Origin of the sequence: Clostridium sp. C1, from assembly GCF_018223625.1 — a bacterium.
Taxonomy (GTDB): Bacteria; Bacillota_I; Bacilli_A; order Erysipelotrichales; family Coprobacillaceae; genus Allocoprobacillus.
Genome location: NZ_CP073631.1, coordinates 402,367 through 426,889, shown reverse-complemented (window position 1 = coordinate 426,889; position 24,523 = coordinate 402,367). Strand labels below are relative to the sequence as shown.

Sequence of the window (24,523 nt, the reverse complement as noted above, 5' to 3'; positions counted from 1 at the left end):
GAAAGGAGGTGATCCATCCCCACGTTCCCGTAGGGATACCTTGTTACGACTTCACCCCAATCATCAGTCCCACCTTAGACAGCTCCCTCCTTGCGGTTGGGCCACCGGCTTCGGGTGTTACCAACTCTCATGGTGTGACGGGCGGTGTGTACAAGGCCCGAGAACGTATTCACCGCGACATGCTGATTCGCGATTACTAGCGATTCCAGCTTCGTGCAGTCGAGTTGCAGACTGCAGTCCGAACTGTGAACGGGTTTCTGGGTTTCGCTCCACCTCGCGGCTTCGCCTCCCTCTGATCCGTCCATTGTAGCACGTGTGTAGCCCAGGTCATAAGGGGCATGATGATTTGACGTCATCCCCGCCTTCCTCCTCCTTGCAGAGGCAGTCTCGCCAGAGTCCCCAACCTAATGCTGGCAACTGGCAACAGGGGTTGCGCTCGTTGCGGGACTTAACCCAACATCTCACGACACGAGCTGACGACAACCATGCACCACCTGTGTGAGATATATCTATCTCCCTGTCTCCAGGGCCTTTATCTCCATGTCAAGACCTGGTAAGGTTCTTCGCGTTGCTTCGAATTAAACCACATGCTCCACCGCTTGTGCGGGCCCCCGTCAATTCCTTTGAGTTTCATTCTTGCGAACGTACTACTCAGGCGGAGTGCTTATTGCGTTAACTCCAGCACTGAGGTCTGACCCCCAACACTTAGCACTCATCGTTTACGGCGTGGACTACTAGGGTATCTAATCCTATTTGCTCCCCACGCTTTCGGGACTGAGCGTCAGCTGCACCCCAGACCGCCGCCTTCGCCACTGGTGTTCCTCCATATATCTACGCATTTCACCGCTACACATGGAATTCCGCGATCCTCTGATGCTCTCTAGCTGTGCGGTTTCCACGGCTTACCGAAGTTTAGCTCCGGTCTTTCACCGCAGACCTGCACTGCCGCCTGCTCCCTCTTTACGCCCAATGATTCCGGATAACGCTCGCCACCTACGTATTACCGCGGCTGCTGGCACGTAGTTAGCCGTGGCTTCCTCATGAAGTACCGTCACGCACATGGCATTCCCTCCATCTGCCGTTCTTCCTTCATAACAGAAGTTTACATCACGAATGACTTCTTCCTTCACGCGGCGTTGCTCGGTCAGGCTTTCGCCCATTGCCGAAAATTCCCTACTGCTGCCTCCCGTAGGAGTCTGGGCCGTGTCTCAGTCCCAGTGTGGCCGTCCACCCTCTCAGGCCGGCTACGCATCGTCGCCCTGGTGAGCCGTTACCTCACCAGCTGGCTAATGCGTCATAAGCCCATCCCTGTGCTATCCCGTGGGATATTTAACATAGTCGACATGCGTCCTCTATGCCTATGCGGTCTTAGCTGCCGTTTCCAGCAGTTATCCCCCTCACAGGGGCAGGTTGCTTATGTCTTACTCACCCGTTCGCCACTCAATGCCGAAGCATTGCGTCCGACTTGCATGTATTAGGCACGCCGCCAGCGTTCATCCTGAGCCAGGATCAAACTCTCCATTGTCCTTTTCTATCTTCAGACAATTTCATGTCTTCTTGACTCTTTCTTTTTTCCTATCTTTATTGACGTGTTTACTGTTCAGTTTTCAATGTCCCTGTCGCCGTCGCCCTCTCTCTCGAGTGCTCATCTATAATACCATCTATCCCTTACCTTTGCAAGCATTTTTTTCATATTTTTTTAAAAAATTAAATAAAAAAATAAATTTTATTGATTTTATCGCATTTTTTTTGAACAAAAAAAGTCAGAAGATCTATTTACAAATCTCTTGACTATCTAAAACAATGGTTACTGGTCCATCATTTATAAGTGATACTTTCATATCAGCACCAAAAACACCCATTTCTAAATGAATCCCCTGCGCTTGAATTGTTTCATTAAAATAATCATAAAGTGGAATAGCCACATCTGGTTTTGCTGCATGAATAAAACTTGGTCGCCTTCCCTTTTTACAGTCTGCATAAAGTGTGAATTGTGAAATTGATAAAATACTTCCATTAACATCTTGTAAAGATAAATTCATTTTTCCATTATCATCTTCAAAAACACGCAAACCAATCATCTTGTCAACCATTTTTTCCACTATCTCCTGTGTATCACTTGCGCAAAAGCCAACCAATACCATAAACCCTTTTTGAATACTTCCATACACCTTTCCATCTATTGTCACTGAGCTTTCTTTCACTCTTTGAACAACAACTTTCATCACTTTCACCTACCCATATATCTTTAAATTTGTTATAATCATTATAACAAATTTATATAAAAAGGAAAGATTTTATGGCAACAACATTAGCACATCGTATGCGTCCTATTTCTCTAAAAGATGTTTTAGGACAAAAACATATTATTGGCGAACACGCTTTATTTACACAATTCGTAAAAAAGAAACACCCTATGTCTACTATTCTTTATGGTCCTCCAGGTTGTGGAAAAACCACTTTAGCCTCAGCACTAGCAAACGACCTTCACATTCCATACAGGTTATTCAATGCTTCTACTGGTAATAAAAAAGAAATGGATACCATCATTGAAGAAGCCAAAATGTATGGAGAACTCTTTGTTATCATTGACGAAATACATCGTCTTAATAAAGACAAACAAGATCACTTATTACCTTACATTGAAAATGGTTTGATTATTATTGCTGGATGTACTACTGCAAATCCTTATCATTCTATTAATCCAGCCATCCGTTCACGCTGCCAAATCGTAGAAGTCAAATCACTTGATCAAAATGACATTGTCAAAGGATTAAAAAATGCTTTAGTATCAGAAAATGGCCTCAAGCAGCAGTTTCAAGTTGAAGAAGGTGTTTTAGAGTATATTGCACAGTTAAGTGGTGGTGATATTCGTTATGCTTATAATTGTTTAGAAGTATGTACAATTCTATCACCGGATTCAATGATTACATTACAAATTGTTAAAAAAGCACTACCCAAAGCCAACAATCAATATGATAAAGATGAAGATCAATACTACGATACATTGAGTGGTTTACAAAAATCCATTCGTGGTAGTGATCCTAATGGAGCCATGTACTATTTAGGAAAACTCATTGAAGCTAATGATATAGAATCATTAGAACGTCGTGTCATTACAACTGCCTATGAAGATATTGGCCTGGCTAACCCTCAGGCCTGTATGCGAACAGTCATAGCTTTTCAAGCTGCAAAAGTGATAGGCTTTCCTGAAGCACGTATTCCTATTGCTAGTGCTATTCTTGATTTGTGCTTATCACCGAAATCCAAATCATCTGAAACAGCTATCGACGCTGCTTTAAATTCATTAAAAAAGCATTGTTATTCCGCTCCTGCATATCTTAGACTCACTCCCGTAGGATTAGAAGAAGATGAAAGATATAATTATAATCGTCCCGAACTTTGGGAATATATCCAATATCTTCCTGACCCTATTAAAAATGAGCAGTTCTATATCCCTTGGATGACAAGTTCTTATGAAAAAGCGCTTGCCGAAAATTATCGCCGTATTCTTAAACATGGTCGAACAAATCAAATGAAAAAACTCAACAAAAAATAAAAGCATCACTGATAAAAGAGTTCTATTCTCTCATCAGCGATGCTTTTTTATGAAATATATTTTTCAACAATATAATTCATTTCATTCCATTTCTTTTCCATATCAGCAACTAATTTCAATTGTGTGCGACAACGATCAAGATTATGTGTTGAATATTGTATTTTAAAATAAGTATCTCCTTGAAGATAATCTGTCAAAAAGCGCATACCACATTCAAATGTCATAACAAGTGCACCTAAAGGCAATGCTTGCATTTCAGCTAAAGTGAGTTGTCCTTGACATCCTTGAATAAATCCTTTTGTATAAACTTCAAATAAATGCATATCACACTGGACTTTTGATAAATCTTTTTCATCTTCCAAAGCTGTACTTGCTCCAAAACGTATAGAATCTCCAAAATCATTAACTGCCAGTCCAGGCATAACAGTATCTAAATCAATAATACATAACCCCTGATGTGTTTTATCATCAATTAAAATATTGTTTAATTTCGTATCATTGTGTGTAACACGTAGTGGAAGCTCTTGATTTTCCTGCATAGAAATAAGTTTATTTGCCAATTCTTCTCTTTGTAAAATAAACTGTATTTCTTTTTGAACATCTTTAGCACGATTTATAATGTCTTCTTCAACAGCTTTTTTAAACACTTCTAAACGTGCTCTTGTATTATGAAAATCAGGAATCGTTTCATATAGAGTATGTGCTGGAAAATCACTTAACAAACTCTGGAATTTTCCAAAAGCCAACCCGCTTTGATAAAAATCCTCATCTGTTTTCACTTCATCATAGCTGGTTGCACCAGTAATGAAATGATAACCTCGCCAATAATGACCTTCACTATCTTGACAATAAGGTTTTCCATTTTTATTCAAAATAACTGTGAGCGTTTCTCGTTCAGGATCCCCACCATATTGAATAATCTTTTTTCTTAAAAATGTTGTAACATTTAAAATATTTTCCATCAACTGAACAGGATTTTTAAAAATATTTGTATTCATACGTTGTAATATAATAGGAACGACTCCCATATGTTTGATTTTAAATTCAACAAGATAAGTATCATTAATATGGCCACTCCCATATGGTCGTATTTGAATCACTTCTCCAACAAAATCAAATTGACTGATAACCTCTTTCAATAAATTTTCATTATTCATCCATATCACCCCATAAATGTGTTGTATAAATACCTTGTTCTTTCATTTGTTGAATAGCCTTTTCAACTAATGGTTTATCTTCTTTATATGTAACTCCATACCATTGAGAAGATGTTTTAAGAACTTTTACAGTCGCCTTTTTTTGATGCAATAATGAACTCACAACACTTGGAATAAAATATTCACATTTCAATGGATTTGATTTTAAATGTTCATCTAAAAAGTGAGGAAATCCTTTGATAAATTCATCCATTACACCCTGACTAAATCCCCATAGGTTCATAGAAACTGTTGTTCCTTTAGCAAGAGGATACCATTGATTATTATCTTGATAAACAATACCTTCCGGTGTTGCTTGAATTTTTGTACGTTCAGTAATATCTTTTAAATATCCCTGTGCATCAATCTCACAAACACCTCTAGCAACAGTGCCATTATCAGTTAATGTGTTTTCAATGAGATAGCCTACCATAGCCATACGATAAAGATCATCATCTTGATGAGTAGATAAATAATGATAAATCATTTGGAATGACTCTGGTCCATAATAATCATCAGCATTAATAACAGCAAATGGACCATGAATCCATTGTTGACAACAATAAATCGCATGAGCCGTTCCCCAAGGTTTAACACGTCCTTGAGGAACATGGTAACCATCAGGCAGACAATTGAGTTCTTGAAATGCATAATGGACATTCATGATATTTTCTAAACGTTTTCCAATCACTTCTTTAAAGATTTCTTCGTTCTCTTTTTTAATAACAAAAACAACTGTTTCAAAACCTGCACGTCTAGCATCGAAAAGCGAGAAATCCATAATAATATGTCCTTCTTGATCTATTGGATCAATTTGTTTTAAACCACCATAGCGACTTCCCATCCCAGCCGCCATAATGATAAGTATTGGCTTTTCCATATTTTTCCTCCTACATTTCAACCCAGCGCAATTCCATTGGTTTTAAATTGAGTGTTTGAACTTTTTGCCCATGCATATATAAATCTGTTGATAATGATTCTGTTGTATTATTTATAACAGCAATTTTACCGACTTCTTCAAATGCAGCAACTTCTGTATTCACATTGCTGACATAAAACTTTTTCATTTCACTTTCTTTACCGGCTGCCCAATAAATTGTTCTTAGAAGCAAACGGCAATTCTGTGGTGAATAAGGTAATCCAGCCAGATAAACACTTCGTCCTTTTCCATAAGTATTCGCCACAAGTTGTGCATAACCATGATGTTGACTTAAAATCTGGTAATTGTCACCATGTGCATAGATTCCATTCATACCTTCACCAAAATCTATTTCATCTTCAATATCTTCTAATAAGAAATGCTCAGGATTCACTTCATTATATTTATCATGACTTAAAGTAAACCCTATTTCTTTATCAACCCCAAGAACATCACTTAATTGGAAAAATTGTCCTTGATATTGATAAGCTGTTGGATCTCCAACACCAATAAAGCCACCACCTTGATCAACCCATTGTCTGACTTTTGTCACAACATCTTCATCAATCCAATTTTCAGCTCCTGACCACGAAGTATACTGTGCTCCTGCATTTATGATGACTTTATATTGATCTAAAACACCATTTTTAACATCTTCAAAATTAATAAAATCGACATCTATAGGCATACCACTCAAACATTCAATAATACCTACATATGAATAAATTTCACGATACCAGATAGCATGATGAACTTGATTATTCATCCATCGACGACTTTGACCCCAGCAATTTAAAATAGCAACTTTAAACGGTGAAACATAGGCTTTTGTTCCTTGAATTGTATCATGAATACTTCTAAATTCATCAATGACATGACGAATCGTATCAATAAAACCAGGCCACTGTAAAGCCAGTTTCAAATAGCCACCATATCCAATACGATCAAGTGGACTTCTTAAAATAGCTCTACGTGCTTTTAACCAGTTTGTATGGGCTTCACCAATTGGATCTCCTCCTTTACAAAAGACATCAGGAAAGAAATAAGGAAGTAAGCGTCCTTCAGTATATTTCACGCCTTTAATATCTGAAATCATACGCATTGTCACACCATCACCTACTGACCCGACAACAGCATCTAAACCAATCGTTTCAAAATAAGGTCCATAAGGTTCTGTACCAATCCAGTGATCCCCTAAAAACATCATAGCTTCCTTTCCATAACTATGAACAATATTTACAAGTTCCTTAGCTAAATGACAAACTTCCTGTTGTTGAAATTCAATAAAATCTTTGAATTCTTTTGAAGGAACTCTAAACAAAGAATTATGATAACCTTGATCAACAATAAATTCTGGTCTAAATTTATATCCTGCCCATTTTTCAAATTTTCTTAAAATATAAGGAGAAACACTGGCACTATAACCAAACCATTCCACATATTTTTCTCTTTTTTGATCATCAAAAGTTAATGTAAACTGATGGAAAAATGTTGTAAAACGAATAACATCGACATGTGGATTTGCTTCACAGAATTTCTTTAATTTTTCCTTCACATAAGCTTGAGTTTGAGGTTGACGAACATCATATGTGAGTTGATGAGGAGCATCTTTCCAATCGTTTGTAATAAAATTATACATGTGAACAGGGTCCCAGATTAAAAACGCCAAAAAGCTCACTGTATAAACATGATAAGGAATCGTTTGAATCGTTACTGTCCCCTTTTCTTCATCATATTCCCATTGATCTACTGGAACAATTTCACCCGTTGTACGATCAATAACTTCCCACCACTGTTTTGGATCATCAATAAAATTAGGCTTTAATTGTTCAGTATGAAAACCTTTCATCAATGTGATAGTCAATGTTGAATTTCTAGCTGTATAACGATCTGTCATTAAATATTCCTGTTGAATTTCTTCTGGATGAGCCAATGCCCAATCATTATCTTTTCGTGTTGTATAATAAGTTGCATATACTTTCGCATCCAAATCCAATAATTCTTGAGGCATTTGTGTTCCATCACAATCTCTAATTGCATCTGCTCCCAAACTTTCTTTTAACGCTATTGTTTCATCAATAACATCTAAATCTGTCGGAAGCGTTAATCTTCCATAATTTTTCATACTTTATTTTCTCCAGTTTCTAATATATTTTGTTCATTATCTACATCAAAGAAATGAGCTTTATTCATTAAATAAGTAAATGATCCCTGATCACCAGAACGTAAAGGCGTACTTCCTGGTACCTTGACAACAAATGGTTGTCCATCTTTTGTCATGTGTACAAAACTTTCTGCTCCCATTAATTCTACAACATCCACTTGACTTTGGAAGGAAGATTCTGGATGGGACATAAAGTAATGCGGATGAGTTGAAATATCTTCAGGACGAATACCCATCGTGATTGTTTTTCCAAGATAATTTTTATCCTTAAGAATTTGAGCTTTATCATCTGGAATTGGTAAAGTCATATCTGAAAGCTGTAAAACAACCTTACCATCTTCTTCAACCAATTGTCCATTTCTAAAGTTCATTTGTGGACTTCCAATAAAACCAGCCACAAATTTATTAATAGGATGCTCATAAAGATAAGTTGGTGGAGCCACCTGTTGAATACGTCCATCTTTCATCACGACAATTCTTGTTCCCATTGTCATAGCTTCCGTTTGATCATGGGTAACATAAATGAAAGTTGTTCCTAACTGTTGATAAATTTTTAAAATTTCGACACGCATCTGCACTCTTAGTTTAGCATCCAAATTACTCAAAGGTTCATCCATTAAAAAGACCTTTGGCTCACGGACAATCGCTCTCCCTAAAGCAACACGTTGTCTTTGTCCTCCAGACAATGCTTTGGGTTTACGTTCCAGATAATCTTCAATATCAATAGCTTTAGCAACAGCACGCACACGACGATCAATTTCATCTTTAGGTACTTTAGCAATTTTCAAACCAAAAGCAATATTATCATAGACACTCATATGGGGATATAGTGCATATGATTGAAAAACCATAGCAATATCACGATTTTTAGGAGCAACATCATTCATCAGCTGCCCATCAATATACAATTCTCCTGCAGAGATATCTTCCAATCCTGCAATCATTCTTAAAGTTGTAGACTTCCCACAACCTGAAGGTCCTACAAATACAATAAATTCTTTATCAGCAATATCCAAATTAAAATCAAAAACAGCTTGTACCTGATTATCATATATTTTATCTATATGTTTTAAAGATAACGTTGCCATACAATTCCTCCTACTTATATTTTCTATTATAGAGATATAACAGAATCAATAACCCTGCCAATCCCACCAGTTCCATTGCTAAACCGGCATAACCAATTTGACTTTGACCAAAACAGACCAAACCAAATGAAGCGATAAACACAATAATCGCAATGATATTTTTTGTGACTTGATTCATACCTTCACACTCCTAATCTTTCAAACCACCAAGTGTCATACCTTGTGTCAGCTTCTTTTGAACAAGTATATATAAAATGAGTGTAGGTAACATAACAATAACTAACCCCGCATATAATTGTCCATAATTAGCAGCTGCCATCTGTCCTTTAGATAATGTTACCAATCCAACAGGTAAAGTTTTTGAAGCTCCAGGCATCAATGTTAAAGCGATGATATACTCATTCCAGAAAGCAAGGAAATTAAATAATATCACTGTAATAATACTTGGTTTTGCCATTGGAGCCATGACTTTAAGCAATGTTTTAAAATAGCCACAGCCATCAATATAAGCCGCTTCTTCATAAGCCTTAGGCAATGTTTTAAAATAACCACTCAAAAGATAAATCGTAAATGGTAAAGCTGTTGAAGCATAGACAATAGCTAAAACAACAATATTATCCAAGAAGAAACTTTGTCCAAACAAACTATAAAACACATCATCCCAATCTAACAACATCAAGAAAATAGGAACGACAATATAATTCACATTAATAAATAACCCTGCCATAAACATTGTATTAATCAATTTCTTTCCCTTAAAATCAAATCTTGCCAAAACATAAGAAGCAGGTAAAGCAATTACAACAAGCAAAATCAAAGCTAATGCTGTTACTATTACTGAATTTAATAAATATTCAGCCATTTTAGCTTTTTCAAAAGCATCAATAAAGTTTTGAAAATAAAAACTCATTGGTAACGTCCATGGACTTCCCTGAAATTCTGCATTTGTTTTTAAAGATGATACAAAAACCCAGGCAACAGGAATGATAATAGAAATAGCTAAGGAAATCAAAGCAACATAAACAAAAATCTTATATAATTTTTCAACACTTATTTTTTTCATATAAACCTCCCTAGAACTCTAAATCATCACGCTCTGTAATCTTATTAATCACTGCACTTAATAAAAATGAGAATAAAAATGTGATAGCCCCAATTGCCATTCCATATCCATAACTGGCATTATTATAAGCCTGATCGTATAGGTAGAATAAAAGTACACGACTTGCGCCATCAGGTCCACCAGTTGTCATGACTTGAACAAGCAAAAAGCTTAAATTAATTGTACTAATGACAAAAAACGTTAATGTTGTACGAATATTTGTCCAAATTAATGGCAATGTAATGGAAAAGAATTGTTTGATTTTTCCACATCCATCTAATTCAGCTGCTTCATAATAATGAGCAGGAATAGATGACATACTTGCCATATACATAACCATATAATAGCCAATAGCCTGCCATATCAATGCAAAAGCAATAGAATACATGACAATGGACTGATTCCCTAAAAATTGAACACCTATCCATCCATCCTCATGAAACAAGCTTAAAAAACTATTTAATAAACCATTTGTTGATGGATCATAGATAGCACTAAAAATAGCTCCAATAACGACTATTGATAATATATTAGGAATATAGAAAATAACCCTAAAGAAATTTTGTCCCTTAATTTTTTCACGCACTAATATCGCTGCAAATAAAATAGCTAATGCCAATGTAAAGACAGTCACAATCACAATCACAAAAATCGTATTTTGAAAAGCACGAATAAAATTCATATCTTCAAATAAAATCAAGAAATTTTGAATTCCTACAAATTCCTTAAAATCAGAAAATCCTCCCCACCTTAAAGTCGACATCAAAAAGACATTAATAGTAGGATAAATCATAAAAACACTAAATAAAATAAGTGCTGGAGCAAGACATAAAATCACAAAACGTCTTTTCTCTTTTGTCTTATTCATCCAATCCCTCCTATAAAAAGAGGCGGTGTTCCCACCGCCTACCTCATGTTTCTTTGTTATTTATTTATCTGCTTTAGCATTAGCTTCAGCAATTTTACTAACAGCATCAACTGATTCATTATACCATTGATCTACTGTTTTATCACCATTCATAACAGAATTTACTGATCCAAATAAGATACCTGTTTCACCTGTTAAAGTCACACCTTCGACAGCTTCAGCAGCCATGAAAGTAGCACTGTTTGTTTTTACACCTTTTTCAGATAATGTATACATAAAACGATCAGCTTCAGCTACTTTATCTTCAGAACCTTTAATAGGAATTAAATATCCTGCATTATAAACATCTTTTCCTGTTTTTTCTGTTTCTTCAGTATTTAAAGCACCATATTTATAGAATAAATCAGCTGCTTCATCACTATAACAATAAGCTAAGAACTGTAAAGCCAATTCTTTGTTTTCAGCTTTTTCAGGAACATACATTTGTTCAACAAAGTTTGTAGAATAAGAATCTCCACCAGCTTTAGCAGCAGGAATACCCATCATTCCCCATTCAAAACCTTCAGGTGTTGTTGCAGCCATTTCACCTGGTAACCAAGTTCCATTAGGAATAAATAATGCATCTCCATCAATAACAGCTTGTTGATTCTTTGTAAAGTTATCACCATTAGCATTAGCTACTGTTGTAGGTAATGTATAATCTTTTAATTTACCAACAATTTCAAATGCTTCTTTGACTTCTGGAAGTTTCCATGCTTCTGTATCATAAGCAATTAATTTTGCATAAACTTCTGGTCCAGCAGTGGCATTTAATAATGAAGTAAAGAAAGCATCAAAGTATCCAGCAGTTGGATAAGTAAATAAATAAATTCCTTCTTTTTTCGCTTTTTCTCCTAATTCAAACATTCCATCCCAGTCTGTTGGTACTTCCCAACCTTTTTCTTTAAACAATCCAGCATTGTAGAATAAACCACAAGGGGCATTATTTAAAGGTGCTAAACGTAAAGTTCCATCTCCATAAGGATCAGCAGTTGCTCCTTCAAAGAAAGATGTTAAAACTTTATCTTTCACTTTTACATCTTCACCTGGAATTGTTTCATCCAATAAAGCTGAAATATCAGCAATTTGTTTTTCTTTAATAAGTGTATCAGTTAATCCACCAACAGCACCTACTGTCAAATAAATAACATCAGGAACATCTTTTCCAGAAGTCATTTTTGGTCTTAGAACATCACTGATTTTCTTATCAAAAGTATATTCTACCTTTGCTCCCGTTTTTTCCTCAAATTTTTTAATGACTTCTTCCCAACCTTTTGTTCCATAACCACCATCTAATCCAGCGATTTTTAAAGTTTTGCTTCCACTTTCAGATGTGCTATTATCATTGCCACTGCAACCCGTCATTAATGTTGCACACATTAATAATGAAAGCCCTAAAGATAACATTTTTTTCATTTTCATATGCTATTTCCTCCTCCATGATATCTTCTAATAACAATATATCTAAATGTAAGCGTTTTATCTATAGTGAACTTGTTAATTTTTTTAGATATCTTGTTATTTTATAAAAAAGATGTATAATAAAAATAGAAATGACGGGAGGTTATCCATGAGTAGTCAGCGTATTAATATTATAGATGATCAATTTTTCGATCATAAATCACAATTAATGTATGTTTCTTATTCCAAATATGGAAAAGACTGGAAATCCTTAAAACATCTTCATCCATTTACAGAAATCTTTTTTGTTCTTAATGGCAAAGGAAAATTGACAATTGAAAATGAATCTTTTCCAATCAAAAAGAATGATTTAATTGTTGTTTTCCCCAATGTCTATCACCATGAAAATTCACAGGATGATGAACCATTAGAATATGTTGTCTTAGGCGTTAATGATTTACTTTTTCAAATAGATCATCCTCTTGATTATCTTTATCAAAATTTTGACAAAGATAATCAGGACATTGTTTATTATTTTTCTCAGCTTCTTTTTGAAAGTAAAAATAAAGATATTGGTTATGATACCGTATGTCAAAAATTACTGGAATTAGTCATTTTGAAAATTATTCGCAAAATCAATATTCAACTTCAATCCAAACAAAAAACATCTTCAATTCGTCGAGAAATTCAAATGATTTGTCACTATATTGATCAAAATTTTGCCAATGATATAACCTTAGAATCACTGGCACACTCTATGAAAATGAACAAATATTATATGGCTCATGAATTTAAGAAATATATGAATGTTTCGCCTATTCAATATTTAATTGATAGACGTATTGAAGAATGTCAATCTTTACTTAAAACCTCAAGCCTTTCTATAGCTGAAATATCAGAAGCTGTTGGTTTTTCTTCGCAGTCCTATTTTTCACAGATATTCAAAAAAACTATAGGTATGACGCCTTTACAATATCGTCAAAATAGCACTCATGAGGATAGTCATTTACATATTGAAGAAAAATTCATCATTGAAAAAGTGAAATAAAAAAATGGATTAATCAATCCATTTTTTTATATAAGTCACGACATTTCTAATTGTCTGATGAAAGTCATGCATATTGACTTCAAACCAGACAACAGGAAATTGATTTCTAAACCATGTATATTGCCTTTTGGCATATTGACGAGAATGTTTTTTAATATTTTCATAAACTTCATCACGGCTAATCAACCCATCAAAATAATCAAACCATTCTTTATATCCAATCGCTTTCATACTTTGATGAGATCGTGTTAACCCTTTTTGATATAAAGTGACAACTTCCTGTTCCAGTCCATCATCTTGCATCATATCTACACGTTGATTGATACGTTTATATAATAACTCACGATCCATTGTCAATCCAATAAAGCAGGCATCATATAGACAAATATGTTCTTGTGCAGCAACAATCTCACTTTTTCTTTTCCCCGTCTGTTCATAAATTTCAATAGCCCTTAAAACACGTTGACGATTATGGGGATGCAATTCTTGAGCACTCTTTTCATCAATAGATTTTAAATACTGATAGAGTTCATCATGGGATAAATGTTGATATTTTTGACGAAAAGCTTCGTGATTATCTTCCGTTTCATTGAAAGTATAATCATATAAAGCTGCTTTGATATATAACCCAGTTCCTCCAACAATAATAGGCAGCTTTCCACGTTTTTCAATATCATCAATCGTTTGTCTGACCTGTGTTTGAAAATCTTTCACACTATAAGTTTCATAAGGCTCTAATAAATCAATACAATGATGGACAATCCCTTGCATTTCTGTCTGCGTCACTTTTGCTGTTCCAATATCCATATCTTTATAAATCTGCATCGAATCGCCACTAATGACTTCACCATTGAATTGTTTAGCTAATGCGACTCCCATTCTGGTTTTCCCAACCCCTGTCGGTCCTACAACCACAATGACTTTAGTCATTGATTTTCCCTATGCCAAGCAGACTATATAAAATCGAAATAACAACCGACATCAAAATCGTTAAACCAAAAGAAGGAATATAAAAATCAGGAGCTAAGATCATTTGAGCTATTTCTAATACAAAACCATTAATAACGAGTTGAAATAAACCTAATGATAATATCGTTATTGGAAAAGCAATAAAACTTAAAACAGGTTTCACAAAAGTATTTAATAATGCTAAAACGATAGCTATTAAACAGGCAACACCAAAGTCCTTTACATAGACATCATCAAAAATATATGTTGTCAGCATAATTACTGCACCACCTAAAATAAACTCTAAAATCAGACGAAAAAAACTTTTACGCATTATACCACCCTCTTAAATAATTTTTCCAATTCATAACAACTATAAAAAATAATAGTTGGTCTACCATGTGGACAGACATAAGGATTATCGCAACGCATCAAACGATCAAAGATAGTCTGCATATCATCCTGTGATAAATAAGTATTGGCCTTTAAAGATGCCTTACAGCTAAGTGTTGCGATTGCATGTTCCTGCAAAGCAACAACATCTAAATGATTCTTATGCAAGACTTCTTGAATCATCGTATCAACAAATACATTCTCATCAATCTTTTTCATCCATAATGGTAAACTTCTAACAATATAACCATGCTCACCAAAAACTTCTAAATGAATACCAACCTTCTCTAAAAGATTTTTTCTTTCTTCCAAAATCAAAAACTCACTCATAGGATATTCAAATTGTAAGGGAACAAGTAAAGGCTGCATCGTTAAATCTAGATGTGCAAACTTGTCTTTATAGTATTCATAATTAATACGTTCCTGTGCTGCATGTTGATCAACCAGATACATTCCCTTTTCATTTTCTCCAATCAGATACGTTCCATGTATTTGTACTTTTGCATAGATTTTCTCTTTCATTGGTTTGATTGTTTCTACATTGTTTTGCGAATAAATTTGATCTTCTTTTTTATCTTCTGGTTGATCTTGATACGTATAAGTCAAGACAGGTTCATGGACAGATTGTCTTTTTTCGATAATCTTCTTTTCTTCAACAACAGATATGACTGGTTCTTCCATTTCTAATGTCATTTGATCAAGCTGTGGTTTAAATATTTCTCTTTCCGTTGTTTTATTTTTAGGCTGATACGTTAAATTGGCTTGTTGTAAGGTTTCACTGACTCCTTGATATATCAAATCTCTTAGTTCATATTCTTTAGAAAAACGGACTTCCAACTTAGAAGGATGCACATTGACATCAACGAGATAAGGATCGACTTCAATATTAATCACTGCGATTGGGAAACGATTATCTGCTAAAAAAGCACGATAAGCACTATTAATTGCATCAATACTCATTACATTTTTGACATAACGATGATTCACAAGTGTAATAATATTTGCTTTAGAAGCACGTGATGTATCAATTTTACTGATATATCCATCAATTATCCATTCATCCGTTGCTAAATGAATAGGCAACATATTTTTAGCAGTCGCAATTCCATACATATTGGCAATAACTTCTAATAATTGACCTTTTCCATTCGTTTGAAAAATCATTTTATCATTATGATAAAGATGAAAGGCAATTTGAGGAAAAGCCAAAGCCATACGTTCTACATATTGATGTATTGCAGCAAACTCACTATTAACAGATTTTAAATATTTTAAACGGGCGGGAACGTTTTGAAACAGTTTTGTAACTGTAATTTGTGTTCCTCGAGGTAAATCACAGATACTTTCATTTTGATATTTTCCAAATTCATAGATAATGGATGTCCCTTGAGAGCCTGTAGATGTTCTTAAATCAAAATGACTCACTGAAGCAATAGAAGGAATCGCTTCACCACGAAAGCCTAAGGTCATAATTTGAAATAAATCCTGATCATCTTTAATCTTGCTGGTCGCATGTCTTGAAAAACACAAACGGGCATCGGCTTCTTCCATTCCTTCTCCATTATCACAAACTTTAATTTTTTGCATACCACCATCTTCAATAAATATATCTATTTTTGTGGCAGAAGCATCAATACTGTTTTCAACAAGTTCCTTAACAACACTGGCAGGTCTCTCGACAACTTCACCAGCTGCAATCTTATTAGAAAGAATATCATCTAATTGTCTGATTTTTCCCAATAAATTCACCACCTTTATAATAATTTCTTTAATTCAATTAATGTACTCAAAGCTTCAATTGGAGAAAGTGTCATTGGATCAATACGTGATAAAGCTTTTTCCACGACACTCTCTTTAACTATTGTTTGAGGTTCTTGTTTTTCACTAATCACTTTTTCAATATTATTGTTTTCTAATGATTCTAAAATCACTTGTGAACGCTGAATGACTTCATCTGGAAGTTTGGCTAATTGAGCTACATTAATTCCATAGGAACGATGACTTCTCCCGGGTTTAATCTTATATAAGAAAACAATATGATCATCTTCAATAGAGGCACTGGCATGTACATTTTGAATATGGAAAGAATCATCCATCATTGTTAATTCATGATAATGGGTAGAAAACAACGTAATACATTGAATCGAAGAAGCAATATATTCAATAATAGATTGTGCAATAGCCATCCCATCAAACGTTGCCGTTCCACGTCCAATCTCATCAAATATAATCAATGAATCTTTTGTGGCATAACGTAAAGCATTATTTGCTTCCAGCATTTCAACCATGAATGTTGATTGTCCAGATATCAAATCATCACTGGCACCAATTCTTGTAAAAATTTGATCAAAAATAGGCATATGAGCTTCATCTGCTGGAACAAAAGAACCAATTTGAGCCATAATCACACTCAAAGCTATTTGACGCATATAAGTTGATTTCCCACCCATATTAGGACCAGTAATCAACAAAATAGACTGCTCTTGTGACATATCAATATCATTAGGAACATAATTTTGACGTGAAATCACTTGTTCAATGACGGAATGACGCCCATTAACAATATGTAAACGATGTTCCAGATTGAAAACAGGTCTGACATAACTATTTTGACTAGCCTTTGAAGCCAGTGACTGATAGACATCAATTTGTGCAATCACTCCTGCAACATCCTGAATCAGATGAACATCTTTTTTCATATATTCACGCAACTGAACAAAGATTTCATATTCTAAAGCAACAATTTTATCATTAGCACTTAAAATCTTCGCTTCCATTTCTTTTAATTCTGGTGTTACAAAACGTTCAGCATTAGAAATACTTTGTTTTCTTGTATACTCAAATTCATCTTTAATCATTGGTAAATAACTTTTTGTGACTTCAATATAATATCCAAAAACACGATTATAACCAATTTTTAACCCTTTAATCCCTGTTCTTTCTCTTTCTTTTGCTTCAAATTCACTCAGCCATTGTTTTCCGTTTTCACGAATATATCTTAATTCATCCAATTCCTGATTGTATCCACTTTTAATCAACCCACCTTCTTTAACAGTCAATGGGGGATTATCCACAATTGCATCATCAATCGCTTTTGTTAAATGGGATAAATCAACAAGCTGATGAGCCAATTCATCAGTATAAGATGTATTTAATGATAATAACTGATGTTTTAATTCTGGAACAACATTCAATGAAGAAGCAATCCATTTCAAATCTCTGGCATTGACATTACCAAAAGCAATACGTCCAGCCAGTTTTTCTAAATCATAAATATCATTAATAATATCTTTAATGGTTTCTCTTTCAATAAAATTATCAATAAAGACTTCAATAATATCCATACGTTTTTCAATCTTTTCTTGATTGACCAGAGGTCTTTCAATCCACTGTCTTAATAATCGACCACCCATAGCTGATTTAGTATCATCTAATAACCATTGTAAAGTTCCATAACTTTCATTATTTAAGTTTTTAATCAATTCCAAAGATTTCTTTGTATAAGAATCCATATAGATATAATCTTCAGTTTTCACTTCTTGAATCTTTTGAAGGTGTTCTAACTCTCTTTTTTGCGTATCTAACATATAATTTAAAAGCAACGAACACATTTTGATTTGTTTTAAATCACTTAAAGATTCAAAAATTTTTTTATATTGATCATTAAAATGGTCATCTTCAAAATGAGATATAAACAAACCATCCATTGACCAATCCTCAGAAACAACAATTTCCTTTAAACCTAATGAATCAATATAATTTTTAAGAATATGTTCTTTTTTATCTATATTCACAACATAAAATTCACCTGTCGAAATATCACAATAAGCTAATGTATAATTAAAATCAAAGATTCCTAAAGCCCCAATATAATGATTACGCTTTTCATTGAGTGATGTATCCATGATTGTTCCCGGTGTAATAATTTGTACAACTCCACGTTTGACAATTCCTTTTTTCCCCGGTTCAGATAATTGTTCTACAATCGCCACTTTATGCCCTAAATCAATTAATTTTTGAATATAACCACTTACCGAATGAAATGGCACACCACACATAGGCACACGTTCTTTCACCCCAGCATTTTTACCTGTCAAAGCTAAATCTAAGGCTTTAGAAACAACAATGGCATCATCAAAAAACATTTCATAAAAATCACCTAAACGAAACATTACAATCGCATCTTGGTTCTGTTCTTTAATTTCTAAATATTGCATCATCATCGGTGAATACTTTTGCTTCATGATAGCCCTCCTTTATAACTTTAACATTATAGCATATTTTGTAAAATAATGAAAAGATTTCACCATTAAAAAAAGATGCAAAAAGCATCTTCCATCAGCTTTTAATGAAATGTGGGTTAATTTCAATATCCTCCAGATCATCCCATATTTCTTCTTCATCTTTGACTTCCACTTTAATACATGTTTCTCCACTAATTTCAATTTGCATTTCTTTTTCAATCTCCATAGTTACATCTTTTCCATTATGTGATGCTGATAAACATTTTGGTTTATTCAAGCATCTTCCTTTCACCTGATCACTGTTTTCAAATTCACGATCTTCTTTTTTTGTCACTTGCATATCATCAATATAAGTCACTTGATGTTTTTCAACTATCGAATCCATTTCATCATGATAACTATACCAGATATGAACATCAAAAGTTCCTATCATTTTTGGAATTTTATTTTTAATAACTGCCTCATAATGATGGTTGGTAATCCAGCACCCCAGTATATCATCAGGAAAGTGATTCAATGTAAAATTATACGTAATCCTTGATAGCTTTTTCCCTTTAGCGACAATCGCCTTCGTATAGATTTCTCTAATATTATGACTCATAAATCCACCTCTCTATACTATATGATAAATTTCCTAAATTACCACTCTTTTTTCTTTGTCATAAATATAAAAAAGATACCTCCTAAGAAGTATCTTATTGATTATGTGATGGTGTTGAGTCTTTTAACACAACATCATGTGCACCACCTTCAACAATACTTGTTGAAGAAACAAGTGTAATTTTAGCTTTTTGTTGCAATTCTGGAATTGTTAAAGCACCACAGTTACACATTGTTGATTTAATTTTAGCAAGAGTTAAACCAACATTATCTTTTAAAGGCCCAGCATATGGAACATAAGAATCGACACCTTCTTCAAATGAAAGTTTAGCATCTCCTCCTAAATCATAACGTTGCCAGTTTCTAGCACGGGCACTTCCTTCACCCCAGTATTCTTTCATATATTGTCCATTAATATTGACTTTATTTGTTGGCGATTCATCAAAACGTGAGAAATATCTTCCTAACATGATAAAATCAGAACCCATAGCCAACGCTAAAGTCATATGATAATCATGAACAATTCCTCCATCGCTACAGATTGGAACATAAATACCAGTTTCTTTAAAGTATTCATCTCTGGCTTTTGCAACTTCAATCGTAGCTGTCGCTTGTCCTCGACCAATTCCTTTTTGTTCTCTGGTGATACAAATAGAACCACCACCAATACCAATTTTGACAAAGTCAGCACCACATTCAGCTAAGAATCTAAATCCTTCTGCATCTACAACGTTTCCAGCCCCAACTTTTACACTATCACCATAGTGTTCACGAATCCATTCAATTGTTAATTTTTGCCATTCACTAAATCCTTCACTTGAATCAATACATAAAACATCAGCACCAGCTTCTACCAATGCTGGAACACGTGTTGCATAATCTCTTGTATTAATTCCAGCTCCTACAACATATCTTTTTGAATCATCTAATAATTCATTAGGATTAGATTTTCTTGATTCATAATCTTTTCTAAAGACAAAGTACTCTAATTTTTGTTGATCATCAATAATAGGTAAAGCATTTAATTTGTTATCCCAAATAATATCATTGGCTTCTTTCAATGAAACACCACTTTTGGCAGTGATAAGTTTTTCAAAAGGTGTCATAAATTCAGAAACTTTTGTATCTAAAGACATACGAGAAATACGATAATCTCTACCAGTTACAATTCCTACTAATTTTCCATTAGGTGTTCCATCTTCTGTCACAGCCATTGTAGAATGTCCAGTTTTTTCTTTTAAAGCAATAACATCCTGTAATGTCTGATCAGGAGCAATGTTAGAATCACTTGGAACAAATCCTGCTTTATAATTTTTGACTTTTCTTACCATTTCAGCTTGTGCCTCTACAGTTTGTGAACCATAGATAAATGAAACACCACCTTCTCTGGCTAACGCAATCGCCATTGTATCATTTGATACAGATTGCATAATTGCTGATACAAGTGGAATATTCAATGATAATGCTGGTTCTTCACCTTTTTTAAATTTTACTAACGGTGTTTTTAAACTTACATTTTTAGGTTGACACTGAGCACTTGAGTATCCAGGTACTAATAAATATTCATTAAATGTATGTGATGGTTCTTCAAAAAAATATGCCATAATCTTTCTCCTTTTCCCTTATATTGTCATTTATTGAAGAAATTATATAGAGTTTTCATGATTTCGTCAACTCTTTTTCTTCAATTCTAAATTAATATCATCTTGAATCTGATGTAATAATGTATTCACTTCTTCTTTTAAAATCAAATAATTATAAACAAGAGGATGTTGATCAAAAGCTTTCTTCTTCACTTCATATTCTTGAATCAGTTCATGACAATCAAGCTGTGTATGCTTAGCTTGAACAATTTTTTGTTGTAATTGTTTCAATGTTTCTTCCAAGTCCTTTAATTCTTGATGACTGCTCATCTGATGTTCATATTTTTGATATTCCTGTACAACTTCCTGTTCCATAATCCATTGATGCAAAGCCATTGCTTTTTCATAAACATCTTTATTCAATTTCTTCACCTTTTAAAGCCCAAGTTTTCACTTCCGTAACACGTACGGGAACAATTTGTCCAATATGTTGAGGATTCCCTTTAAAATTAATTAATTTTTGATGTTTTGTATATCCTGTCAACATTTGATCATCTCTTTTAGAAGTCCCTTCCACCAGAACTTCCACAACCTCATTCAAATATTTTTGATTTTGTTTTAAAGCTTTTTCATTGACCAAATCATTTAAACGATATAAACGCTGTTCTTTGGTATGAATATCAATATCATCTTCCATTTTTGCAGCTGGTGTTCCTGCACGTGGAGAATAGATAAAAGTATAAGCCAAGTCATATTCACAATACTCATATAATGAAAGTGTATCTTCAAACTGAGCATCCGTTTCACCTGGGAAACCAACAATAATATCTGTTGTTATCGTACAATCAGGAATCTTTGTCTTGATTTTATCAAACAGAGTGAGATAATCTTCTCTTGTATATCTTCTTCCCATACGTTTTAAAACTTCACTATTTCCAGATTGAACAGGTAAATGAATAGCTGGCATGATATTATCATAACGAGCAATGACATTAATCATAGCATCGCTAAAATCCCAAGGATGACTCGTTGTAAAACGAATACGTGGAATTCCTGTTTTGGCTACATCTTCTAGTAAAGAAGCAAAATCATAATCATTATGAAAATCTTTACCATAAGAATTGACATTTTGACCCAGCAAAGTGATTTCCTGATATCCATTGTCTTTCAATTCTTTGACTTCATCTAATATTTCTTCTTTTAAACGAGATCTTTCTTTACCACGTGTATAAGGAACAATACAGTATGTACAAAACTTATTGCAGCCATACATAATATTAACCCATGCCTTATAAGGATGTGCACGATGACTTGGTAAATTTTCAATCACATCACCTTCTTTTGACCAGACTTCTAAAACCATTTCCTTATCTAACATAGCTTGTTTTAAAAGAACTGGCAAGCGATGAATATTGTGTGTTCCAAAAATCAAATCAACTTGTGGATGTTTCTCTAAAATCTTTTGTACAACAACTTCTTCCTGTGCCATACATCCACATATACCAAAAATAATATTTGGATTTGTTCTTTTGACTTTTTTCAAATAACCAATTTTTCCAAAAACTTTTTCTTCAGCATTTTCTCTAATCGCACAAGTATTTAATAAAACAACTTGAGCATCTTTGATTTCATCTGTTGGACTATATCCTAAACTTTCTAAAATTCCAGCCAATGTTTCACTATCTCTTTCATTAGCTTGACATCCATATGTCTGAATAAAATATTTTTGTCCTTTTCCTATTCCTAGCATATCTGCAGGAATTTCATAAGCATCTTTAATATGATGAATTTCATCTTTTCCTCTATGTTTGGCATCTTTTAAAGATGGACCTTTAAAATATTGACTATAATCTTTCATTTTCTCACCACTTTCTGCTCTATTATATCAAATAAATCAAAATAGAAAAGAAAAAAATAAGGACATTGTCCTTATTTTTTATCCAAAGAATCCATCTGGTTGAATTGAGAAGTATAAAACTCCACCTTCAGGTGTTTTCTTAAATAATCCTTTACAATAAGAAGCAGCTTCATCAGGGCTTAATTCTGTTTCACATTCAATTTCAGCTTTGATTCCTGTTTTCTTCACAAATTTACATTTTACTTTATCATCTTCATACCCATCAAAAAAATCAATTAATTTTTGAACTTGAGCAGTAGACATTAATAATTTACATTTTGCCATAATATTTCCTCCTTGTTTTCACATTTCTATTATAACACTTTCATAAAAAAAATAAAGCCTTTTCATTTCATTTCCACATTTAATCTTAATGATGTAATCACCTGCTCATCAATCATCAAATCATAGAACGAAGGGATACAATAAAGTTCATAACCACTTGGAGCAATATACCCTCTTGAAATCGCAATGGCCTTCATTGCCTGATTCAAAGCAGCTGCTCCAATCACCTGAATTTGAACCTTTTGATGCTCTCTTAATAAACTCGTTAATGCTCCTGCAACCTTGCTTGGTTGAGAAGTTGACGATACTCTCATCATTTCCATAAAAATTCCTCCCTGCTTTAATATATGAACAAGGAGGAAAAATATACTTATATGGAATGATTTGGATCAATACAAATTCTTTGAATATGAGTACATTGATTTTTTTCGTTAAATTTTAACAGAGTTGCACATAACTGTCCTTCACTTTCAGCAATCTGAAATGGAGTCATAATTCCCATTTTCATACGTTTAATAATACTCTCGACATCACAGCCAATAGCACTATGATAAGGTCCCGTCATCCCAACATCGCATTGAAAAGCTGTTCCTTTTGGCAAAATCTTTTCATCTGCTGTTGTAACATGCGTATGTGTTCCTAGAACAGCTGATACCTTTCCATCCAGATAATATCCTAAAGCAACCTTTTCACTTGTTGCTTCTGCATGAAAATCAACAATATGTATATCACTTTGATCATTGTCTAAAACTTCATCAATGGCTTCAAAAGGATTTTGTGATTTCCCATCCATAAAAGTAATCCCCAGTAAATTTGTCACTCTGATCTGACGATTTTTACAAAGGATAACTCGGCTGCCGACACCGGGTAAAGCCTTTGGCTGATTATAAGGCACAATCAAACGATCTGCTTCATCAATATAATCAAATAACTCTTTTTTCGCAAAAGTATGATTTCCCATTGTCATCAAAGAAATACCTTGAAACAAAAAATCATGATAATGCTTTTTGATCAAACCTTTTCCATGAGTTGCGTTTTCTACATTTGCTATAACAATATCAATATGATATTTTTCCTTCAATATTGGTAAATAACGCTCAATCATCTCTCGACCAATTGAAGAAAAAACATCACCAATAAAAAGAATGTTCATGTTCTCTCCTACTTTCTAAAAAAAGATAGGTTCCCC

The 24,523-nt window shown here is 33.9% G+C and carries 22 protein-coding genes and 1 rRNA gene; 2 read left to right on the top strand and 21 right to left on the bottom strand.

The window, feature by feature from the left end; genetic code table 11:
- Position 1: 1 nt before the first annotated feature.
- Both KEC48_RS02175 and dtd read right to left on the bottom strand, forming a co-directional pair.
- Positions 2–1,525, bottom strand: a 16S ribosomal RNA gene (locus KEC48_RS02175).
- A 247-nt stretch (positions 1,526–1,772) separates the two neighbouring features.
- On the bottom strand, positions 1,773–2,225 hold the full coding sequence (gene dtd / locus KEC48_RS02170; RefSeq protein ID WP_211964082.1) for a D-aminoacyl-tRNA deacylase: 453 nt from the start codon (positions 2,223–2,225) through the stop codon (positions 1,773–1,775).
- A gap of 74 nt (positions 2,226–2,299) precedes the next feature.
- Between dtd and KEC48_RS02165 the strand changes: the two genes are divergently transcribed.
- Entirely contained in the window at positions 2,300–3,559 is a 1,260-nt protein-coding gene (locus KEC48_RS02165; protein WP_211964078.1) for a replication-associated recombination protein A, read from the top strand.
- 47 nt (positions 3,560–3,606) lie between these two features.
- On the opposite strand, the gene KEC48_RS02160 is transcribed toward KEC48_RS02165, so the two are convergent.
- The 8 genes from KEC48_RS02160 to KEC48_RS02125 are packed head-to-tail and all read right to left on the bottom strand — an operon-like array spanning position 3,607 to position 12,357.
- On the bottom strand, positions 3,607–4,716 hold the full coding sequence (locus tag KEC48_RS02160) for an aminoglycoside phosphotransferase family protein (protein ID WP_087357951.1): 1,110 nt from the start codon (positions 4,714–4,716) through the stop codon (positions 3,607–3,609).
- Entirely contained in the window at positions 4,709–5,635 is a 927-nt protein-coding gene (locus KEC48_RS02155; RefSeq protein WP_211964076.1) for a sugar phosphate nucleotidyltransferase, read from the bottom strand. The genes KEC48_RS02160 and KEC48_RS02155 overlap by 8 nt, the downstream gene beginning before the upstream one ends.
- A 10-nt stretch (positions 5,636–5,645) precedes the next feature.
- Positions 5,646–7,799, bottom strand: a complete 2,154-nt coding sequence (gene gnpA / locus KEC48_RS02150) for a 1,3-beta-galactosyl-N-acetylhexosamine phosphorylase (protein WP_211964074.1) — start codon at positions 7,797–7,799, stop codon at positions 5,646–5,648.
- Positions 7,796–8,926 (bottom strand): sn-glycerol-3-phosphate ABC transporter ATP-binding protein UgpC, encoded by a 1,131-nt coding sequence (gene ugpC, locus KEC48_RS02145; RefSeq protein ID WP_211964072.1) that lies wholly within the window; start codon positions 8,924–8,926, stop codon positions 7,796–7,798. Before ugpC ends, gnpA begins: the two co-directional genes overlap by 4 nt.
- A 10-nt stretch (positions 8,927–8,936) precedes the next feature.
- On the bottom strand, positions 8,937–9,104 hold the full coding sequence (locus KEC48_RS02140) for a hypothetical protein (RefSeq protein ID WP_164483538.1): 168 nt from the start codon (positions 9,102–9,104) through the stop codon (positions 8,937–8,939).
- Between the two features lie 12 nt (positions 9,105–9,116).
- Positions 9,117–9,989: a carbohydrate ABC transporter permease gene (locus tag KEC48_RS02135; RefSeq protein ID WP_087357947.1), complete on the bottom strand. Its 873-nt coding sequence runs from the start codon at positions 9,987–9,989 to the stop codon at positions 9,117–9,119.
- Positions 9,990–9,999: 10 nt separating this feature from the next.
- On the bottom strand, positions 10,000–10,896 hold the full coding sequence (locus tag KEC48_RS02130) for a sugar ABC transporter permease (RefSeq protein ID WP_087357946.1): 897 nt from the start codon (positions 10,894–10,896) through the stop codon (positions 10,000–10,002).
- Between the two features lie 60 nt (positions 10,897–10,956).
- Positions 10,957–12,357, bottom strand: coding sequence for a carbohydrate ABC transporter substrate-binding protein (locus KEC48_RS02125; protein ID WP_211964070.1), 1,401 nt, complete (start codon positions 12,355–12,357; stop codon positions 10,957–10,959).
- A 148-nt stretch (positions 12,358–12,505) separates the two neighbouring features.
- On the opposite strand from KEC48_RS02125, the gene KEC48_RS02120 reads away from it, so the two are divergent.
- On the top strand, positions 12,506–13,384 hold the full coding sequence (locus tag KEC48_RS02120) for an AraC family transcriptional regulator (RefSeq protein ID WP_211964062.1): 879 nt from the start codon (positions 12,506–12,508) through the stop codon (positions 13,382–13,384).
- A 9-nt stretch (positions 13,385–13,393) separates the two neighbouring features.
- Here the strand turns inward: KEC48_RS02120 and miaA are convergent, their stop codons facing one another.
- From miaA to KEC48_RS02065, 11 genes are all read right to left on the bottom strand, one after another.
- A complete protein-coding gene (miaA, locus tag KEC48_RS02115; RefSeq protein WP_211964060.1) occupies positions 13,394–14,314 on the bottom strand; it encodes a tRNA (adenosine(37)-N6)-dimethylallyltransferase MiaA in 921 nt (306 codons plus the stop codon).
- Complete coding sequence (locus tag KEC48_RS02110) at positions 14,307–14,666, bottom strand: phage holin family protein (protein ID WP_211964058.1); 360 nt, start codon at positions 14,664–14,666, stop codon at positions 14,307–14,309. Before KEC48_RS02110 ends, miaA begins: the two co-directional genes overlap by 8 nt.
- Positions 14,666–16,465 carry a DNA mismatch repair endonuclease MutL gene (gene mutL, locus KEC48_RS02105; RefSeq protein ID WP_211964056.1) on the bottom strand — a complete coding sequence of 600 codons (1,800 nt, stop codon included), beginning with the start codon at positions 16,463–16,465 and terminating at the stop codon, positions 14,666–14,668. Before mutL ends, KEC48_RS02110 begins: the two co-directional genes overlap by 1 nt.
- Before the next feature lie 14 nt (positions 16,466–16,479).
- Positions 16,480–18,969, bottom strand: coding sequence for a DNA mismatch repair protein MutS (mutS, locus tag KEC48_RS02100; protein WP_087357940.1), 2,490 nt, complete (start codon positions 18,967–18,969; stop codon positions 16,480–16,482).
- Between the two features lie 94 nt (positions 18,970–19,063).
- Positions 19,064–19,570: an outer spore coat protein CotE gene (gene cotE, locus KEC48_RS02095; protein ID WP_087357939.1), complete on the bottom strand. Its 507-nt coding sequence runs from the start codon at positions 19,568–19,570 to the stop codon at positions 19,064–19,066.
- 94 nt (positions 19,571–19,664) lie between these two features.
- Complete coding sequence (locus KEC48_RS02090; protein WP_087357938.1) at positions 19,665–21,173, bottom strand: IMP dehydrogenase; 1,509 nt, start codon at positions 21,171–21,173, stop codon at positions 19,665–19,667.
- Positions 21,174–21,239: 66 nt separating this feature from the next.
- Positions 21,240–21,584 carry a YlbF family regulator gene (locus KEC48_RS02085; protein ID WP_211964055.1) on the bottom strand — a complete coding sequence of 115 codons (345 nt, stop codon included), beginning with the start codon at positions 21,582–21,584 and terminating at the stop codon, positions 21,240–21,242.
- Positions 21,568–23,010, bottom strand: coding sequence for a tRNA (N6-isopentenyl adenosine(37)-C2)-methylthiotransferase MiaB (miaB, locus tag KEC48_RS02080; protein WP_211964054.1), 1,443 nt, complete (start codon positions 23,008–23,010; stop codon positions 21,568–21,570). The genes KEC48_RS02085 and miaB overlap by 17 nt, the downstream gene beginning before the upstream one ends.
- Before the next feature lie 78 nt (positions 23,011–23,088).
- Complete coding sequence (locus KEC48_RS02075; protein ID WP_205089026.1) at positions 23,089–23,334, bottom strand: hypothetical protein; 246 nt, start codon at positions 23,332–23,334, stop codon at positions 23,089–23,091.
- A 62-nt stretch (positions 23,335–23,396) separates the two neighbouring features.
- A complete protein-coding gene (locus KEC48_RS02070) occupies positions 23,397–23,657 on the bottom strand; it encodes a stage V sporulation protein S (protein WP_211964053.1) in 261 nt (86 codons plus the stop codon).
- Positions 23,658–23,704: 47 nt separating this feature from the next.
- Positions 23,705–24,487: a TIGR00282 family metallophosphoesterase gene (locus tag KEC48_RS02065; RefSeq protein ID WP_211964048.1), complete on the bottom strand. Its 783-nt coding sequence runs from the start codon at positions 24,485–24,487 to the stop codon at positions 23,705–23,707.
- Positions 24,488–24,523: the final 36 nt, after the last annotated feature.

Bases quoted from the DNA above. Each gene is read 5' to 3' on its own strand.
- dtd (WP_211964082.1), bottom strand. From the start codon at position 2,225: ATGAAAGTTGTTGTTCAAAGAGTGAAAGAAAGCTCAGTGACAATAGAT.
- KEC48_RS02165 (WP_211964078.1), top strand. From the start codon at position 2,300: ATGGCAACAACATTAGCACATCGTATGCGTCCTATTTCTCTAAAAGAT.
- KEC48_RS02160 (WP_087357951.1), bottom strand. From the start codon at position 4,716: ATGAATAATGAAAATTTATTGAAAGAGGTTATCAGTCAATTTGATTTT.
- KEC48_RS02155 (WP_211964076.1), bottom strand. From the start codon at position 5,635: ATGGAAAAGCCAATACTTATCATTATGGCGGCTGGGATGGGAAGTCGC.
- gnpA (WP_211964074.1), bottom strand. From the start codon at position 7,799: ATGAAAAATTATGGAAGATTAACGCTTCCGACAGATTTAGATGTTATT.
- ugpC (WP_211964072.1), bottom strand. From the start codon at position 8,926: ATGGCAACGTTATCTTTAAAACATATAGATAAAATATATGATAATCAG.
- KEC48_RS02140 (WP_164483538.1), bottom strand. From the start codon at position 9,104: ATGAATCAAGTCACAAAAAATATCATTGCGATTATTGTGTTTATCGCT.
- KEC48_RS02135 (WP_087357947.1), bottom strand. From the start codon at position 9,989: ATGAAAAAAATAAGTGTTGAAAAATTATATAAGATTTTTGTTTATGTT.
- KEC48_RS02130 (WP_087357946.1), bottom strand. From the start codon at position 10,896: ATGAATAAGACAAAAGAGAAAAGACGTTTTGTGATTTTATGTCTTGCT.
- KEC48_RS02125 (WP_211964070.1), bottom strand. From the start codon at position 12,357: ATGAAAATGAAAAAAATGTTATCTTTAGGGCTTTCATTATTAATGTGT.
- KEC48_RS02120 (WP_211964062.1), top strand. From the start codon at position 12,506: ATGAGTAGTCAGCGTATTAATATTATAGATGATCAATTTTTCGATCAT.
- miaA (WP_211964060.1), bottom strand. From the start codon at position 14,314: ATGACTAAAGTCATTGTGGTTGTAGGACCGACAGGGGTTGGGAAAACC.
- KEC48_RS02110 (WP_211964058.1), bottom strand. From the start codon at position 14,666: ATGCGTAAAAGTTTTTTTCGTCTGATTTTAGAGTTTATTTTAGGTGGT.
- mutS (WP_087357940.1), bottom strand. From the start codon at position 18,969: ATGAAGCAAAAGTATTCACCGATGATGATGCAATATTTAGAAATTAAA.
- cotE (WP_087357939.1), bottom strand. From the start codon at position 19,570: ATGAGTCATAATATTAGAGAAATCTATACGAAGGCGATTGTCGCTAAA.
- KEC48_RS02090 (WP_087357938.1), bottom strand. From the start codon at position 21,173: ATGGCATATTTTTTTGAAGAACCATCACATACATTTAATGAATATTTA.
- miaB (WP_211964054.1), bottom strand. From the start codon at position 23,010: ATGAAAGATTATAGTCAATATTTTAAAGGTCCATCTTTAAAAGATGCC.
- KEC48_RS02075 (WP_205089026.1), bottom strand. From the start codon at position 23,334: ATGGCAAAATGTAAATTATTAATGTCTACTGCTCAAGTTCAAAAATTA.
- KEC48_RS02070 (WP_211964053.1), bottom strand. From the start codon at position 23,657: ATGGAAATGATGAGAGTATCGTCAACTTCTCAACCAAGCAAGGTTGCA.
- KEC48_RS02065 (WP_211964048.1), bottom strand. From the start codon at position 24,487: ATGAACATTCTTTTTATTGGTGATGTTTTTTCTTCAATTGGTCGAGAG.